This window comes from Flavobacterium sp. CLA17 (genome assembly GCF_013112255.2).
Classification (GTDB): Bacteria; Bacteroidota; Bacteroidia; order Flavobacteriales; family Flavobacteriaceae; genus Flavobacterium; species Flavobacterium circumlabens.
Map to the genome: position 1 here is coordinate 5077612 of NZ_CP068294.1, position 16560 is coordinate 5094171.

19 protein-coding genes are annotated in these 16560 nt (G+C 35.6%); 9 read left to right on the forward strand and 10 right to left on the reverse strand.

Features of this window, described 5'->3' with window-relative positions:
• Positions 1–12: 12 nt before the first annotated feature.
• The 7 genes from HAV12_RS20930 to HAV12_RS20960 all read left to right on the forward strand — a co-directional run bounded on the left by HAV12_RS20930 (position 13) and on the right by HAV12_RS20960 (position 5170).
• A complete protein-coding gene (locus HAV12_RS20930; RefSeq protein ID WP_171571306.1) occupies positions 13–603 on the forward strand; it encodes a thiamine phosphate synthase in 591 nt (196 codons plus the stop codon).
• Positions 570–1325 carry a hydroxymethylpyrimidine/phosphomethylpyrimidine kinase gene (locus tag HAV12_RS20935; RefSeq protein ID WP_171571307.1) on the forward strand — a complete coding sequence of 252 codons (756 nt, stop codon included), beginning with the start codon at positions 570–572 and terminating at the stop codon, positions 1323–1325. The genes HAV12_RS20930 and HAV12_RS20935 overlap by 34 nt, the downstream gene beginning before the upstream one ends.
• Positions 1315–1953 (forward strand): thiamine phosphate synthase, encoded by a 639-nt coding sequence (locus HAV12_RS20940; RefSeq protein WP_171571308.1) that lies wholly within the window; start codon positions 1315–1317, stop codon positions 1951–1953. The genes HAV12_RS20935 and HAV12_RS20940 overlap by 11 nt, the downstream gene beginning before the upstream one ends.
• Positions 1934–2710, forward strand: coding sequence for a thiazole synthase (locus HAV12_RS20945; protein ID WP_171571309.1), 777 nt, complete (start codon positions 1934–1936; stop codon positions 2708–2710). The genes HAV12_RS20940 and HAV12_RS20945 overlap by 20 nt, the downstream gene beginning before the upstream one ends.
• A 150-nt stretch (positions 2711–2860) precedes the next feature.
• Positions 2861–3238: a GxxExxY protein gene (locus tag HAV12_RS20950; RefSeq protein WP_171571310.1), complete on the forward strand. Its 378-nt coding sequence runs from the start codon at positions 2861–2863 to the stop codon at positions 3236–3238.
• A gap of 33 nt (positions 3239–3271) precedes the next feature.
• Positions 3272–4399, forward strand: a complete 1128-nt coding sequence (gene thiH / locus HAV12_RS20955) for a 2-iminoacetate synthase ThiH (RefSeq protein ID WP_171571311.1) — start codon at positions 3272–3274, stop codon at positions 4397–4399.
• Between the two features lie 60 nt (positions 4400–4459).
• Positions 4460–5170 carry a HesA/MoeB/ThiF family protein gene (locus HAV12_RS20960; protein ID WP_171571312.1) on the forward strand — a complete coding sequence of 237 codons (711 nt, stop codon included), beginning with the start codon at positions 4460–4462 and terminating at the stop codon, positions 5168–5170.
• Here the strand turns inward: HAV12_RS20960 and HAV12_RS20965 are convergent.
• The 4 genes from HAV12_RS20965 to HAV12_RS20980 form a co-directional block, all read right to left on the reverse strand.
• A complete protein-coding gene (locus tag HAV12_RS20965) occupies positions 5167–5961 on the reverse strand; it encodes an MOSC domain-containing protein (protein ID WP_171571313.1) in 795 nt (264 codons plus the stop codon). The two genes, HAV12_RS20960 and HAV12_RS20965, sit on opposite strands and share 4 nt — an antisense overlap.
• Position 5962: 1 nt before the next feature.
• On the reverse strand, positions 5963–6601 hold the full coding sequence (gene aat / locus HAV12_RS20970; RefSeq protein ID WP_171571314.1) for a leucyl/phenylalanyl-tRNA--protein transferase: 639 nt from the start codon (positions 6599–6601) through the stop codon (positions 5963–5965).
• A gap of 181 nt (positions 6602–6782) precedes the next feature.
• A complete protein-coding gene (locus HAV12_RS20975) occupies positions 6783–7154 on the reverse strand; it encodes a DUF3127 domain-containing protein (protein WP_132031736.1) in 372 nt (123 codons plus the stop codon).
• A gap of 30 nt (positions 7155–7184) precedes the next feature.
• Complete coding sequence (locus HAV12_RS20980; RefSeq protein ID WP_171571315.1) at positions 7185–8060, reverse strand: flavin reductase family protein; 876 nt, start codon at positions 8058–8060, stop codon at positions 7185–7187.
• A gap of 158 nt (positions 8061–8218) precedes the next feature.
• On the opposite strand from HAV12_RS20980, the gene HAV12_RS20985 reads away from it, so the two are divergent.
• Positions 8219–9376 (forward strand): PAS domain-containing sensor histidine kinase, encoded by a 1158-nt coding sequence (locus HAV12_RS20985; protein WP_171571316.1) that lies wholly within the window; start codon positions 8219–8221, stop codon positions 9374–9376.
• Positions 9377–9441: 65 nt separating this feature from the next.
• Here HAV12_RS20985 and HAV12_RS20990 read toward each other — a convergent pair whose 3' ends face one another.
• Both HAV12_RS20990 and greA read right to left on the reverse strand, forming a co-directional pair.
• Positions 9442–9831, reverse strand: coding sequence for an HIT family protein (locus HAV12_RS20990; protein WP_132031742.1), 390 nt, complete (start codon positions 9829–9831; stop codon positions 9442–9444).
• A 52-nt stretch (positions 9832–9883) separates the two neighbouring features.
• On the reverse strand, positions 9884–10360 hold the full coding sequence (gene greA, locus HAV12_RS20995) for a transcription elongation factor GreA (RefSeq protein ID WP_056190394.1): 477 nt from the start codon (positions 10358–10360) through the stop codon (positions 9884–9886).
• Between the two features lie 155 nt (positions 10361–10515).
• On the opposite strand from greA, the gene HAV12_RS21000 reads away from it, so the two are divergent.
• Positions 10516–10929: a hypothetical protein gene (locus tag HAV12_RS21000; RefSeq protein ID WP_132031744.1), complete on the forward strand. Its 414-nt coding sequence runs from the start codon at positions 10516–10518 to the stop codon at positions 10927–10929.
• A gap of 42 nt (positions 10930–10971) precedes the next feature.
• Here HAV12_RS21000 and HAV12_RS21005 read toward each other — a convergent pair whose 3' ends face one another.
• The 4 genes from HAV12_RS21005 to pnuC all read right to left on the reverse strand — a co-directional run bounded on the left by HAV12_RS21005 (position 10972) and on the right by pnuC (position 16548).
• A complete protein-coding gene (locus HAV12_RS21005; protein WP_171571317.1) occupies positions 10972–13161 on the reverse strand; it encodes a TonB-dependent receptor in 2190 nt (729 codons plus the stop codon).
• 284 nt (positions 13162–13445) lie between these two features.
• Complete coding sequence (gene arfB / locus HAV12_RS21010; RefSeq protein WP_171571318.1) at positions 13446–13850, reverse strand: alternative ribosome rescue aminoacyl-tRNA hydrolase ArfB; 405 nt, start codon at positions 13848–13850, stop codon at positions 13446–13448.
• Positions 13850–15964: a DUF4301 family protein gene (locus tag HAV12_RS21015; protein ID WP_171571319.1), complete on the reverse strand. Its 2115-nt coding sequence runs from the start codon at positions 15962–15964 to the stop codon at positions 13850–13852. Before HAV12_RS21015 ends, arfB begins: the two co-directional genes overlap by 1 nt.
• Entirely contained in the window at positions 15925–16548 is a 624-nt protein-coding gene (gene pnuC / locus HAV12_RS21020) for a nicotinamide riboside transporter PnuC (RefSeq protein ID WP_171571320.1), read from the reverse strand. The genes HAV12_RS21015 and pnuC overlap by 40 nt, the downstream gene beginning before the upstream one ends.
• Positions 16549–16560 lie beyond the last annotated feature (12 nt).

Sequence of the window (16560 nt, forward strand, 5' to 3'; positions counted from 1 at the left end):
ATAAATCAGGCTATGATTGTTATTACCAATCCTTCTGCTATTGCAAATGAAATCAACCTGATCAATTCTCTTTTTGAGGAAGGATTAGGTCTATTTCATGTTCGAAAACCTGAATTTTCTGAAATTGAAATGGCAAAATTCATTCATCAGATCAAACAGGAGTTCAGATCTAAATTGGTATTACACAATCACCATCAAATTGCAGCAGATTTTGGAATTGACAGGATTCATTTTTCCGAAAAAGAAAGAAAAAAGACTTCGGAAATTTCATCAGAGAACAAAATAATTTCAACTTCTGTGCATTCAATTGAAGCTTTTAATGCATTGAATCCGAATTTTGAATATGCTTTTTTAAGTCCTGTTTTTAAAAGTATTTCGAAACAAAATTATGCATCCGAAACTGATCTTTTTGAAGCTTTGAAATCAAGAACAAATTTCAAAACAAAAATTGTTGCCTTAGGTGGAATTCATCCAGAAAACATTCAAAAAGTACTTAAAAACGGCTTTGATGACATTGCCCTTTTAGGAGCGATCTGGAATCATAAAAATCCTGTAAACCAATTTAAATTATGCCAGAAAATCGTCCATACGCACTCTCTATAGCAGGTTTTGACCCGACCGGTGGTGCAGGAGTTTTAGCTGATATTAAAACTTTCGAACAGCATCAGGTCAGCGGTTTTGCCATTTCGACAGCGAATACACTTCAGACCGAAAATCAGTTTTATGACATTCAATGGACTGATTTAAGTTTTGTTATCCGGTCTGTGGAGACCTTATTTCAAAACTATAAAATCAAAGCCGTGAAAATCGGAATTACTCCGGATTTACATTATTTAAGCCGAATTGTTTCAGCCATAAAACTTGCCTCTTCAACCACAAAAATTGTCTGGGACCCGGTTTTAAAATCAACAACTCAATTTGAGTTCCTTAAAATCACAGCTGATTTGAATCTTTATAAAATCTTATCTCAAATTGATCTGATTACACCCAATTACAAGGAAGCAGCGCTATTATTTCCGGACTTTTTATCGGAAGATTTTCAGAATAAAAACGAAATACCAACAGCTGTTTTAGTAAAAGGAGGACATAACGAAGCGAAAACCGGAACCGATTATCTGTTTCTTAAAGATGAAATAATAACATTACTGCCTTCTGAAAAAAAATGCTTCGAAAAACATGGTTCAGGCTGTGTGCTATCGGCAGCGATTGCCTCAAATCTTGCCTTAAGTCAGACCCACGAAGAGGCTTGTAAAAACGCTAAAATTTACATAGAAAAATACCTCAGTTCAACACCAACTTTAATTGGCTATCATTATGTACCATAAACTACAATACATTTCGCAGGGAAATACAATTGAAAAGCAGTTGTATAACATTCATGATGCACTGGACAGTGGATGTGACTGGATCCAAATGCGTTTCAAAAATCAAAGTGCGAGAAACTGTTTTGCTTTGGCGGAAGCAGTAAAATTTTTATGCGAAGAATACCTGGCCAATTTCATTGTAAACGACAATGTATATCTCGCACAACAAATTGCTGCTGACGGTGTACATTTAGGGCTCCTTGATACTAAAATTGAAGAAGCGAGAGCCATTCTTGGAAATACCAAAATCATCGGGGCAACTGCCAATACATTTGAAGATATTCAGAATCACATTAAAAATGGCTGTGACTATATTGGTTTGGGGCCACTGCGCTTTACAACAACAAAAGAAAAATTAAGTCCGATTTTAGGTTTTGAAGGGTATCATGCAATTCTTCAAAAATTAAAAGAAAACCACCTTGACATTCCGGTTTATGCCATTGGCGGAGTGACCTCTGAAGATATCGATCAACTGATGGAAATTGGACTCCATGGAATTGCTGTTTCCGGAATACTTACCAAAACTGATCAGAAAGAAAAACTCATTCAACAATTAAACGAAAAATTATATGCAAACGTCGTTATTTAAAATTGGTGATAAAACCTTAACCTCACGCCTGTTTTTAGGAACCGGAAAGTTTGGTTCTAATTTAGAAATGGAAGAAGCAATTTTGGCTTCTCAAAGCGAATTGGTAACGGTTGCCTTAAAACGAATTGATTTAGAAACCGAAACGGATGCTATTTTAGCACATTTGAAACATCCGGGAATTAATCTGTTACCCAATACATCAGGCGCAAGAAATGCCAAAGAAGCCATTTTTGCCGCTCAATTAGCCCGCGAGGCCCTAGAAACGAACTGGCTGAAACTCGAAATACATCCGGATCCCAAATACCTCATGCCGGATGCGATTGAAACTTTAAAAGCAACAGAAGAATTAGCAAAACTAAGTTTCATTGTTCTTCCCTACATTCATGCCGATCCTGTTTTGTGCAAACATTTAGAAAACGCCGGAACTGCAGCCGTAATGCCTTTAGGGTCTCCAATTGGCAGTAATAAAGGACTCAAAACTATCGATTTCCTCGAAATAATCATCGAGCAAAGCAATGTTCCTGTCATTATTGATGCGGGAATTGGCTCTCCGTCTGATGCTGCAAAAGCAATGGAATTAGGTGCTGATGCTGTTTTGGTCAATACAGCAATTGCTGTCGCCGGAAATCCGAAGTTAATGGCGGAAGCTTTTAAAGAAGCTGTAATCGCCGGGAGAAAGGCTTTTGAGGCTAAACTTGCAAATCAACAAAATCATGCCATTGCTTCTAGTCCTTTGACGTCTTTTTTATATGACTGATTTTTGGTCTCTCTCGTAGATTTGGCAGATTGCGCAGATTATTTTGACACGTTTAAATTCAAATAAATCTGCCAAATCTACGAGAAAACATTTTCAAACAAAAAAGTAAGAAATTTCGTTATATTTGATTTAAAAATTCAAATCATAATTATGTCAGAAAATGAAATTTCATATAAAGTAAGAGGAGCTATTTTTACAGTATACAACACATTAGGTCCTGGACTATTAGAATCAGTTTACGAAAGCGCTCTATATTATCAATTAAATAAAGATGGATTAAGCACAACTAAACAAATTAATTTACCCGTTAGATATGATGATGTAGAATTAGATATTAGCTTCCGATTGGATTTACTAGTTGAGAACAAAGTAATTGTGGAGTTGAAATCAGTTGAAGAATTAAAATCTCTTCATTTTAAACAATTAAATACTTATTTAAAACTAACAAATAAAAAATTGGGATTATTAGTCAATTTTAATTGTATCAATATTCTAGACAATATACATCGAGTAGTAAACAAAATTTAATCTGCCAAATCTGCGAGAAAAAAAACAAGCCCAATGAAAACATTTAAATCGGTTTTTGGCCAGTATGACTGGGATTCCATTCAATCTAAAATATATCAAACCTCGTCAAAAGACGTAGAACGTTCTTTGGCAAAAACCAAACGAAATCTGGATGATTTTTTAGCTTTGATTTCTCCTGCGGCACAACCTTATCTGGAGCGAATGGCCCAAGAGTGCCATGAGCTGACGAAGAAACGCTTTGGTAAAACAATTCAGATGTACGCACCTTTGTATTTAAGCAATGAATGTCAGAATATCTGTACCTATTGTGGCTTTAGTCTCGATAATAAAATCAAGCGAAAAACGCTCTCTGACGAAGAAATTAAGCTGGAAACCCAAGCTTTAAAAGCAGCGGGTTTTGACCATGTTTTACTGGTTACGGGCGAGGCTAACTATACCGTTAATATTAATTATTTCCTGAATGCAATTACCCAAATCAAAGAACAATTTTCGATTATTTCGGCAGAAGTTCAGCCCCTTTCAACAGAAGAATACGAGCGTCTGCATGAAGCGGGTGTTTATTCGATTTTGGTTTATCAGGAAACCTATCATCAGGAAGTGTATAAAAAGTACCATACCAAAGGCAAAAAATCAAATTTTGATTTTCGTCTGGAAACTCCCGACAGAATAGGAACCGCGGGGATTCACAAAATGGGCTTGGGTGTTTTGTTAGGGCTGGAAGACTGGCGAACGGATAGCTTTTTTAATGCCTTACATATCGACTACCTTCAGAAGAAATACTGGCAAACTAAATATTCCGTTTCATTTCCGAGATTACGTCCTGCCGAAGGAATTATCGAACCTAATTTTATTATGGATGATAAAGATTTAACACAGCTGATCTGTGCGTACCGTTTGTGGAATGAAGATCTGGAAATTTCAATTTCTACACGTGAAAACGAAAAATTCAGAAATAATATTATTCCGATTGGGACAACTAGTATGAGTGCCGGTTCTAAAACGAATCCGGGTGGTTATGTGGTTGACCCGCAATCACTGGAACAATTTGAAATCAGTGATGAGCGTTCCGCCAAAGAAATCGCCCAAATTATAAAAAATTCAGGCTACGAACCCGTCTGGAAAGATTGGGACAGAACATTTAATCCCACTATCAAAATTTAGAGACATCTCACTTTTCACATTTCACATCTCACTTTTCACAACCTCACACTTCCCTTTAAAATGAGCATTATACAAGAATTTTTACGCTACAACAGACAAACTATACTTCCTGAAATTGGAGATGAAGGACAGGGAAAAATCAAAAAAGCAAGCGTATTGGTTATTGGTGCGGGCGGATTGGGCTGTCCGGTTTTACAATATTTATCAACCGCAGGAGTCGGAACAATAGGTATCGTAGATTTTGACACCATCGAAATTCATAATCTTCACCGTCAGATTTTATATACCGAAAATGAGATTGGTCTGCCCAAAGCTTCGACTGCCAAAAAAGTGTTGGAGAAACTAAATCCGTTAATTCAGGTTATCGCTATTGAAGAGAAAATAACTCCGGAAAACGCCTCTGAGCTTATTCAGTATTATGACATTATTATTGATGGTTCCGATAATTTCAAAACGCGTTATTTAGTAAATGATACTTGTGTCAGTTTAAAGAAAACGCTGGTGTATGGAAGCATTTTAAAATTTGACGGACAACTTGCTGTTTTCAATCATAAAGGAAGCAAAAATTTACGCGATTTGTTTCCTGAAATGCCCGATCCCAAAGATGTTCCAAATTGTAATATGAATGGAGTTCTGGGAACTTTACCTGGAATTATCGGTACTATGATGGCACACGAAACTTTAAAAGTAATCCTGGAATTACCTTCTTTAAAAAATGAATTGGTACTTTTTAATACCTTAAACTGGAGTTTTACCAAATTGAATTTCTAAAAAACAATTGGATCACCAACCCTTATAATTCCTGAATTTAAACTTACAATATTAGTTCCGAAGAAAACTGAATTTTCTACTTTTCTATACGTGCTTAAAGTTTTTAAAGGTTCCTTTTTCAGATTTCCATTCTGCGGATCGTTATTGACCATAATACATCTTCCGCAGGGTTTTACATTTTTAAATTGAACTTTTCCGATTTTAAAAGTATCAAAGTCATCTTCTTCATGAGCTGTTTTTGAGCTGATGACAATGTTCGGGCGAAATCTTAAAACAGTGATTTTATCTTTTAATTTTTCATTTAAAAAATCCAGGCTTTCTGATCCCACCAATAAATAAGGATAGCCATCCGCAAGGCTAACGTTGAAGATTTCTTTGAGCCTTGAGCTTTCATGTTTACGGCCTCCAATTTTCATGATTTTGACCAACTTACACTCAAAACCTAAATGTTTGCTAAACCATTCTGAAGTTGTTTTATTCACTTCAACAACTTCGCTTTTATCCTCCCAGACCGTCGTTTCGATTGGAATGCTTAAATGCTCGTCTATTGAAAATTCATGTTTATGGTCTCGAAAAACAATGCTGATTTTTCCATCTGAAATCTGCGGATAAAACTGGCTCATGATTCGGTGTTCCCGTTGTGTTATCATTTGATTTTCAGCATCAAGTAACATCCATCTTCGATCGTTTTCGAAACCCATTTCTTCTGCCAGAGCTTCCTGGCAGCTAATTCCGGCCAGGCTTTTTACCGGATAAATATAAATTTCTTTTACCACATGAATTGTACTCATCTTACTCACTTTTTAAAATAGACATAAATGCTGAGCGGTCAATTTCGCAACAGCCTAAACTTTCCAAATGCGGATTATAAACCTGGCAATCCAAAAGTTTATAATTATTTTTTCTTAAATGCTCAACCAAAGCAATAAAAGCAACTTTTGAGGCATTGGATACTTTTGAGAACATACTTTCTCCGCAGAAAACATTTCCCAGATCAATTCCGTACAAACCTCCAACTAAAACTTCGTCCTGCCAAACCTCAACCGATTTTGCGATTCCGCTTTCGTGAAGCTTGCAGTATGCCTCAATCATTTCATTGGAAATCCACGTTCCGTCCTGATCGTTCCGTTTTATTTTCTGGCAATTCGAAATCACCTCCTTGAAATTTTGATTAAAACTAACTTTAAACTGATTTCTATTCAAAATATTCCGCATGCTTTTGGACACATTCAATTCATCCAAAAACAAAACCATTCTGGGATCGGGCGACCACCAAAGAATGGGCTCTCCTTCGTTAAACCACGGAAAAATACCGCTTTTGTATGCTAATTGCAAACGTTCCGGACTCAAATCGCCGCCAATAGCTAGAATTCCTTCTTCATCGGTTTCTGAAACTGGCGGAAAAAATAACGCTTCGGATAAATAATACATTTTTAAAAAATTCCAATAAAATTAAAAGGGGAATTCCAATATTGAAATTCCAAATTCCAACTTTTATGTGATTTCTCCCTTCGGTCGAAATGACACAAAATATATGCAAAAACAAAATTCCAAATTCCAAATACGTTATTGATTTGGAATTTGGAATTTATAATTTTTGTAATTTAAACTTTTAGAACGGCAAATCGTCCGGTTCGTCGTCGTTTACGTTTGTAGCCGGAGCAAAAGCTTCTGCAGCAGGCATTGGCGGAGCTTGTGAAGGAGCTTCAGCACCTGCTCTTTCAATTCTCCAACCTTGAATACTATTGAAATATCTGGTTTCTCCTTGTGGATTAACCCATTCTCTTCCTCTTAAATTGATAGAAACTTTTACTGCCTCTCCTTGCTTATAGCTACTTAACAAATCGCATTTATCTTGTGTAAATTCGATTAAAATATGTTGTGGATATTGTTCATCAGTAGTAACAACTAATTCTCTTTTTTTGAATGAGGCACTAACTTGTTGCTCCGGGTTAACCACTTTTACTTTTCCTGTAACTTCCATCTTCGTTTATATTAATTATTGATTCTTTTCTTATTTTTTTGCTAAAAGTACTTTCCAGGCAGATACAATATCATCATTGTTGAGATACTTCTTGGCCTCTAAATGTATTTTTTCCTGATCATCGGAGCTTAGAACTCCTTTGACTGAAAAATTTTCTTTCACAAATATACTAACTTCTTCCTTTGTAGGCAAGGCCTCAATATTTCCTAGTTTTCCAAGATCATTTCCGTCAAAAACGTGACTTTCCCTGATAAAATTCGGAATGACATCTACTCCAACCCCTAAGGTTGTAAGTGGTTTTGGCACTTCAAAAAGTCCCAGGTTTGACCTTGAATACCAATTATTTCCCAATCTAGAAACCAAATCAATTTTATGTTGGTCGATGGCTCCATTTTCATCCAGAACAGCCTCGTGAATGTGGATTTTTACGACTTCGCAAAGAATCAGGTTTCCAGCTCCTCCTTCGGTTCCCAACGGAATAATCTGCGTGATTTTACACTCAAATTGTACCGGAGATTCTTTTACGCGATAGGGCTTTACCAGATCTGAAGGGATTTGTGTTAAACCTGCCTTGATAAATTCATTTACACCCTCTCCGTATTCGGTACTGGCTAAAGAAGTCTGCTGTACCAAATCATAATTAACCACATTGATTACTACTTCACGGGTCGCTTCGGCATTGATCAGCGTATGTTTGACCGTATTGTCCCGGACGCGTCGTGCAGGCGAAAAAATCAGGATTGGCGGATTGGCACTAAACACATTAAAGAAACTGAACGGTGACAAATTCGGAATTCCTTTTGCACTAATTGTACTTGCAAAAGCAATAGGTCTCGGTCCGACGGCACTCTGCAGATAACCATGCAATTTTGCGGTCGGAATTTCTTTTGGGTTAATGCTGATCATATTTTCCTTTTTAACCGAATCTCTTTTCGGTAACTACAAAAGTATAGAAATCGTTACTGACTAAGAAATAGTTTTAGACTTAAAAACAAAAATCTTTCGCAGCTCACGAAATATTAAATGTGTTTATTTCGTTATATTTATACCTCAAAATTTAAGATATGTTTTTTTCTGACCGAAGAAATACTACCCGTTGGGTTATTATCAGCATCTCCTTTTTAATCATTTCCCTGATTCTCTGGAATACTTATACCTTTTTTCAAATTTTCAAAAATGAAGAAAGGATAAAAATGAAGTTACTGGCGAACGCACAGATTGCTTTAATTAACGCTGATGAGAATACAGATCTGGAACTTCCACTTCAGATTTCCAGCAACAACACTTCTATTCCGGTAATCCTGACGATGTACGACAAGATTCTAACGGCCCGGAATGTTCCTGAAGCCATCTTACTGGACGAAAAAAAATCAATGTCGTTTTTGAACAGCCTGCAAAACGAAAACGAACCTATCGTTTTTGAATATGCTCCCGGAAAATATCAGAAATTGTATTATGGCAATTCGGCCTTACTGAATAAACTTAAATATTATCCGATTGCTTTATTGCTGATTATCTTTTTGTTTGGCGCTTTAATCTATAATTTTTACAAAAGCACCAAAATGGCGATTCAAAATAAACTTTGGGCGGGAATGGCAAAAGAAACGGCACATCAGATCGGTACTCCGTTGTCTTCGTTAATTGGCTGGATTGAAATTTTAAAAACGGAGGAAATCGATCAGTCGATCACTGTAGAGATCGAAAAAGATGTGGACCGCCTGCAGACCATTACGGATCGTTTTTCGAAAATCGGATCTGTTCCGGTACTGGAGCTTCATGATATCGTTACCGAGACCTTAAATAGTTATGAGTATTTACAATCCCGTTTTTCTAAACAGGTTGCTTTTTCGCATCATGTTCCGAAAGAAGCAATTTTTGTGATGATCAATCCAATATTACACAGCTGGACCATAGAGAATCTGGTAAAAAATGCAATTGATGCCATGAAAGGAAAAGGCACCCTGGACCTTAAGATTGAACAGGATACACACCATATAAAAATCATTGTAAAAGATTCGGGTACGGGAATTCCGAAGAATCAGTTCAAAACCATCTTTGAGCCCGGTTACACCACCAAAAAACGCGGCTGGGGACTCGGACTTTCGCTAACGAAAAGAATTGTAGAGGAATACCATAACGGAAAGATAAAAGTTTTGCATTCTGAAATAGGAAAAGGCACTACTTTTCAGATTCAGTTAAATAAAAAAGTGCAGCAAAAATAATTTTACTGCACTTTTTTATTTCTGTTCGAATGTCAGACTGAGCGAAGTCGAAGCCTCTTTATGTTTTACAAATTCGCCTGAATACTTTTGGCCAGCGCTTCAAATTCTTCTTTAGAAAGTGATACTTTATTTTGAAAACGCATTTCATCCATTTCATTCAACGGAATTAAATGTACGTGAGCATGAGGAACTTCCAGACCTACAACGGCCATTCCGACTCTTTTGCAGGGAACTGTTTTTTCTAAAGCAATGGCTATTTTCTTAGAAAATTGCATTAACCCCAAATACAGTTCGTCATCCATATCAAAAATCTTATTGATTTCCTGTTTTGGAATACAAAGCGTATGCCCTTTTGCATTTGGATTTACGTCTAAAAAAGCAAGATAATTATCGTCTTCAGCTATTTTATATGCCGGGATTTCTCCGTTGACTATTTTGGTAAATATTGTTGACATTGTTTATTTTTAAAAATCTTAATAGTGAGATTGCTTGGTTCGTCGCAATGACTTAGTCCCTTGAAATTTCAAGGATTTCGAATTTCAAAACTCCGTTTGGCACCGTGATTTCAGCTACTTCTCCAACCGATTTCCCCAGTAAACCTTTTCCAATAGGAGACGTTACCGAGATTTTTCCGGTTTTAAGATCTGCTTCACTTTCTGCAACCAATGTATATTTCATTTCCATTCCGTTGCTTTGGTTCTTGATTTTAACATTCGAAAGTACCAATGCTTTAGAAACATCTAATTGTGATTCGTCTATTAATCTGGCGTTTGAATATACTTCTTCCATCTTAGCAATTCTCATTTCTAATAATCCCTGAGCTTCTTTAGCTGCATCATATTCTGCATTTTCAGATAAATCGCCTTTGTCTCTTGCTTCCGCTATATCCTGAGATGCCTTTGGACGCATTACACTTTTTAAATGCTCCAACTCATCTTTTAATTTTTTTAATCCTTCTGCTGTATAATAAGATACTTTACTCATAACTTCATCGTTTATATAAATACAAAAAATCCCATCAGGACGGGATTTCTTATTACAAATATACTATTATTTTTTATAGTACATAATTATATGTTAATCATATAGAATTCAAATCTAAATAATTTAATTTTGTTTCACTAATTCATATTAAAATAATGAAAAAAATCTGGCTCTTCATCGTATTAACTTCGCTGTTTTTATCTTGTAGCGATAAGGAACGTAGTAATAATAATCCTTACATACCCAATTATACTGTAAATTTATCTGTAAATATGAGTCTGCCCGCTTATTCAGATCTTAAATATGCAAGCAATGGCGTTATAGTATCTGGTTTTGGAGCAAAAGGGATTATTATTTTTAATACCGGCAGTGGTTATACTGCTTTCGATGCAGCATGTCCAAATCAGGAATTATCTTCCTGCGTTGCAATGACAATTAAAGGCATTAATGCTGTTTGTTCCTGTGATAAAACAGAATATAGTTTATTTACCGGTCTCGGAGGAAAAGAATATCCGCTAAAACAATATAAAGTAGACGTTGCCGGATTGGTAATTCGCGTTTATAACTAATAAAAAAAGCCTGAAAGTTTTAAATTTTCAGGCTTTTTTATTTTAGAATTTCAACGTCAATCCCAGAAGGAAATTAATTCCGGCCTGAGGGTAATAGTACGGATACACATCATACATGGCTCCGTTTGAAACATATTGTTTGTCTAAAAAGTTATTTAGCAAACCCGTTACCATAATGGATTTGAATACTGTTTTTGGTTTTATTTCATAAGATACATTCAAATCATTTACAAAATAATCAGCCAGTTTAGCTTCCGGTAATTCGATATTATTCATGTATTGTTCCCCGACAAATTTCTGCAATAAGGAAAGATGCAAGCTCTCAATCGGACTATAGACAATAATATTTCCCGCAATAACCGACGGAGAATAAGCGATGTCTTTTGTTCCGTAATTCTGCCCTTCAACAGCCAGATCTACATTTTTATTATTGCTTAAAGTAAAGTTAGGACGCAGTATTATTTTTTCCGAAAGCACAATTGTAGCATCAACTTCAAGACCTAAACGATAGCTTTTTTCGCTATTAGAACGAATCGGAGAACCAACATCGTCTAATCTTCCTGTTAGAATCAACTGATCTTTGTAGCCCATATAGTAGAAATTCGAATTCAATTGAAATTTCTCGGAATTGAACCTCCAGCCTAATTCAAAATCGTTTAATTTCTCCGGTTTTACATTCCCTCCTTCGTAATCTGTTCTGTTTGGTTCACGATTGGCTCTTGCGTAAGAGAAATATAAAGTGTTTTTTGGATTGATTTCATAATTTAATCCTGCTTTTGGATTAAAGAAATTAAATGCATCATCTACAATACCTGTTTCATAACTATTCGCTTTATACGTTACCCTTCTGTATTGTAAATCTCCGTAGAAACTTAATTTTTCGGTGAATTGATAATTTGCCTTTGCGAAAATATTCCCATCTGTCTTTGTTGAAAAATCGTCATAATAATGATCTTCCAGTTCTGTTTGTGAAGCATTTCTGGCCCAGATTACTTTTCCGAAATGATCTCCTTCATATTTATTCCAGCCTCCGCCAAAAATAACATCCAGTTTTTCATCTTTATATTTTACAGAGAAAGTCGTTCCGTAAAAATCATTGTCCAGCCATTTCTGACGAATTAAATCGGTTCCCGGAACCAATTCTCCATTACTATTTTCAACCATTTTAGTCGGCAGGATTGCTCCATAGCCTTCAACAGGTTCATCAAATTTATAATTTTCGTAATACCCAAGCCCCTTTGTATAATGCAGAGCCAGATTCGTACTCCATTTATCCGAAAACGATTCGCTCCAATGCAATTGGTAATGATCTTGTTTGTAGTTATCCGTTTCGTTATCATAAAATCGAATATTACCAGCCTCATCGGTAAACTTTCCTGCCGAATTGTAAGTCCGGTTATTGTTTAATGTTTCGGCATCAATTCCGTTCCAGGACTGGTATGTTTTTTCTGTTCCTCCAAAAACCAAGGCTTTAATCAAAGTGGTTTTACCTACATAGGTGGCCTGTAGGAAATAGGACTTTAAATCAGAACTTGCTCTGTCAACATAGCCATCAGATTTTAATGCAGACAAACGTCCGGCAATTTCAAAATGATCGTTTAACAAACCTGTACTAAACTTTACGGTATGTTTACGGGAATTGAAACTCCCGAAAGAATTTGAAATTTCACCGGTAGGTTTAGAAGCGTAATTATCGGTCAACATGTTTAAACTCGCCCCAAAAGCTCCGGATCCGTTAGTTGAAGTCCCAACACCACGCTGTAATTGCAGGCTCTCGACTGAAGAAGCAAAATCGGGCATATTTACCCAAAACGTACCCTGACTTTCTGCATCATTGTACGGAATTCCATTAATCGTAACATTAACCCTTGTAGCATCGCTTCCACGTACGCGTATCCCGGTATATCCCATGCCATTTCCGGCATCCGAAGTTGTAACTACCGACGGCAAATAATTCATAAGAATTGGAATATCCTGACCCAGATTTCTGAATTTAATTTCCTTTTTGTCCATATTACTAAAGGAAACTGGTGTTTTTGTAGTAACACGAACAGCTGAAACTAACACATCATCAAGCTTGTTGACTTTGGTTGAATCTTGTTCCTGCGCAAAAGAAAAAAGAGTTGAAAAAATAGAAAATAGAAAATAGAAAATAGATTTGGTTCCGGCTACATTTTGAACCTTAGAACCTTTGTAACTTAGTACCTCAGTACTTTTAATAATAGTTTTCATCCGTAAAAAATTACGAATAAAAGGGGGAATTATTCTTTTTGTTAAATTAATAAAATTGTTTCACGACAAAGTATAGTATACACGCTAAAATTTGTCGTTTTTTCCCTTAGCGACATTACTCGCTCAGGTTCTTTGGGTATGATCTCAGCTCGTTATTTAGAGCACCCCTTTGAGACGAGGCAAATGTAGTGTTTAAAAATTAAACTCCCAAAAATGAAAATTCCAAATTCCAAAAACCATTTTAGATGAATTTTTATTGGAATTTGGAACTTATAAATTGGAATTTAATCCAAATTCGGCTTTCTGCGGGATTGTTTTATCTCAGAAATATTCTTTTTGTCTTTGATTCGTTTTTTAATCACCGATTTCGGGATCTTGGTTGCTTTACGAATTTTTGGAACGAATAATCCTTTTTTGATGATTTCTAAAAAACGTTTTATGACAATATCCTTATTTTTAAGCTGACTTCTGTCTTCGTCGCAATTTAAAATTAAGCTGTTTTCAGAAGTTAAGCGTGACGAGATATTAGTTAGTAAAAGCAATTTTTCCTCGTCAGATAAAGCCTGAGAAGTATTCAGATCAAAAGTCAATACCACTTTTGAAGATACTTTGTTTACATTTTGCCCTCCTGCTCCACTGCTTCTAACGGCCTTAAAACTTAATTCTGATATGATTTTTTCGGTATCCATTATTGTGGCTGATGTGCTGGTTTTAACAAATCGTTTACTGTCTTTACAGGATTAAAAGTTATCAGCGGAACCGCTACAAAAATAGTTAGCCAATTTGCCATTGCACCATTCCATAATCCCGGTAATTCATAACTCTTTACCGTTTTTCCGTCAACACTTTTTTCTACAATAAAACCTGCTTTGGAGTCAACAAATTCATTCAGATCGAATTTTGTGTTTTTATAATTCTTTATTCCGCAAACTAAATCTACCGGATTAAAATGTGTGGCTGCCGATAAGATTCCGAGTTGCTTTTGATTAGTTAAATCGACTTGCGATGTTTCTACAATCTGAAGCGAAATTTTCCCTTTCTCATTCATCACCCAAAACGGTCCTCCACCTGGTTCTCCTTCATTTTTAACCATGCCGCAAACTCTGATTGGCCTGTTCAATAGTCCTTTAATTTTAATAATTTTATTCTCGAAAGTAAACTTATTAAAATCTTTAGTCATTTGAATATTAAGCTTTTTAGTCAAAAAACGAACAATCTCGTCGATATGATCTTCCTGGATTTCCTGCCTTTCAATGGCGTTCAGGTAACCGAAGATTTTTTTCTGAATTTCGATTAAAATCCCGGCTAAAGCTTTTTTATAGAGCGTAATTTTATCAATATGATTCTGAATTACATTGTCAATATTTTTTATAAAGATAATATCTGCATCCAGTTCATTTAAATTTTCAATCAAGGCACCATGTCCGCCAGGTCTGAAAATCAATGATTCTTCTTTATCTCGTACAATTTTATTTTTAGCATCAACAGTGATGGAATCTGTGCTTTTATTTTGATAGGAGTAACCGATATTTATCAGCGTACCGGAATCCTTTTCTACTTTTTCTTTAACAACTTCAATAGCTTTTTCAAACAGGCTTTGATGCGCTTCCGATACGGTAAAATGCAAATTCGAAATTTGATTTGCCGTAGCGTAATGCACACATTCGTTTAAATGCTCTTCAATCGGAATGGCAATATGCGTTTTATACTGATGAAATGGTAAAACTGCTTTTGGCTTGTTTGCAAAATCAAAGGAATCAGGTGATAAAAGCAATTTTATAAAATAGTAATTTTTATAATCCCTATCCAGAGTTTCAAAATCAGGATATACTTCTCTAAGTTTTTTATCTAAAGCTTCAAAAAACGGAAATTTATCCATAGCTACGATAAAAATAGACAAATTGCTGTCTTTTTTTCTATTGATATAGGCATTGATAGTTTCTGTCTGAATATCGAAATCGTTCAGAAAAGCAGTTAAAAACTTAAACATTCTGCTGGCAGCTCCCGAAGCCGGAACAAATTTTTTCAGTTTTAAACTCTCCTTCTGAAGATCAAAAAAAGCAGCTTTTTGTTCAAAATCGCTTTCTGTCAGGCTTAAAATTCCGTTGTTAATAGTTGCCGGACTTATTAAATTACTCTTTGCAATTCCATTTTTAAAAATCTCTAATTGTTTTACTATTTTTTCAAAAGGAATTCCATGTTCATAAATCTCAACAAAATCGGCAGATGAGAAACCTTTTTCTTTGGCTATCGTAAGAGTATTGATAATAGCGGTAGCTTTTGCCAATCGATTTTCTTTATTTCCTGAAAGCGTAATAAACGGCTTTTTGGCATTGATTAAGGTTTGTTTAAAGACGGAAAACACCGTTTCCCTTCCGTCAGGAGTATCTCTGATGTCATCTTTTTCCCAGGGCACATCTATATCGGTAAGAAAAAACAAATCATAATCATGTTCAAGTGAAGCTTCGTTCAGAAGCGGATCGCAAAGCCCGTAATACATTTCGGAAAAAACTTTGGTAACCATAAGATTGGTATCACAAAACAAATATTTCTTTGCCGAAGAAAGTTTTTGATTTTCTAATGCAACCTGTCCGTAAGCAATCGGCATCATATCATCAACTACACATATATGCTGATTCTCTTCCCATTTTTCCTGCAAATAATCACGTGCAAATTCCGGAACCCATTCGGTTTCATAATACTCTGCAAGCTGTTTTGCTAATGTCGTTTTACCTGTACTTTCAGGGCCAAACAAAGCAATTTTTATGATAGCTGTTTTTTGCTGTCTAAGATTTTTCTCCATTCTAAATAAGCTGAAATAGCCAAAATTGTAAAAATTAAATATTGAAGTGACAGCATCCCTAAGCCACGATGAGCGTAAAGAGGTACTACAATAATATCACCAATGATCCAAAGTGTCCAGTTTTCGATTTTTTTTCTGGCCATGTACCACATTCCTGCAAAAAATATTCCTGAAGAAACCATATCTACATAATTGTCATTTTTGATTTCGTAATTAAAATATTTATAAATCCCGAAGACTACAAAAACAGTTACAAAGAACAGTATAATCCCGATTATTTTTTCATTAAAATTAGTTCGTGTAATAGGCAGATTTTCTTCAACTGTTCCGCCTTTTGCCCAAACATACCAGCCATAAATGCTCATGATAGAAAAATATCCATTTATGATCATATCTCCAATATAACCTGCAACATATAAAAGATACACGGAGATTACCGTAGCAACTAAACCCGTTGGATATACCCAGATATTTTCTTTCTTCGCAAACCAGACACTTAAAATTCCGCACACAAAAACCAGAAACTCTAAAACAATATGCCATACAGGAGCATTTTTATAACTGTCGAGAAAAAAATCAATCATTATAGCAGGTTA